This window comes from Mesorhizobium sp. GbtcB19 (assembly GCF_019091085.1).
In the GTDB taxonomy this organism is placed as follows: Bacteria; Pseudomonadota; Alphaproteobacteria; order Rhizobiales; family Rhizobiaceae; genus Mesorhizobium.
Map to the genome: position 1 here is coordinate 1 of NZ_JAGXJY010000486.1, position 238 is coordinate 238.

The 238-nt window shown below is 66.4% G+C and carries 1 protein-coding gene; it reads right to left on the reverse strand.

The window, feature by feature from the left end; genetic code table 11:
- Positions 1-238 (reverse strand): P1 family peptidase (locus tag KVT37_RS32800; protein ID WP_217579083.1); only part of this gene is annotated, 238 nt, incomplete at both ends.

Here is a 238-nt window from a genome sequence, read left to right on the forward strand (position 1 = left end):
GCAATGCTGAGCTCCTCGCGCGAGCCGAAATTGGCCAGCAGGAAGACACCGACCGAATAGGAGCGATGGCCGTAGTCGACGACGCACGACGCCGAGCCGGAGCCGCCCTTGAAGGCGTAGCAGTACATGCCGGTGCCGCCGCCGACCGATCCTTCCTCGGTGGCGCCGCCCGCCGCATTGTCGATCGCGTCGATCGCGTGGTCGACGGTGCCATGCGAGCCGTTGATGTCGCTGAGAT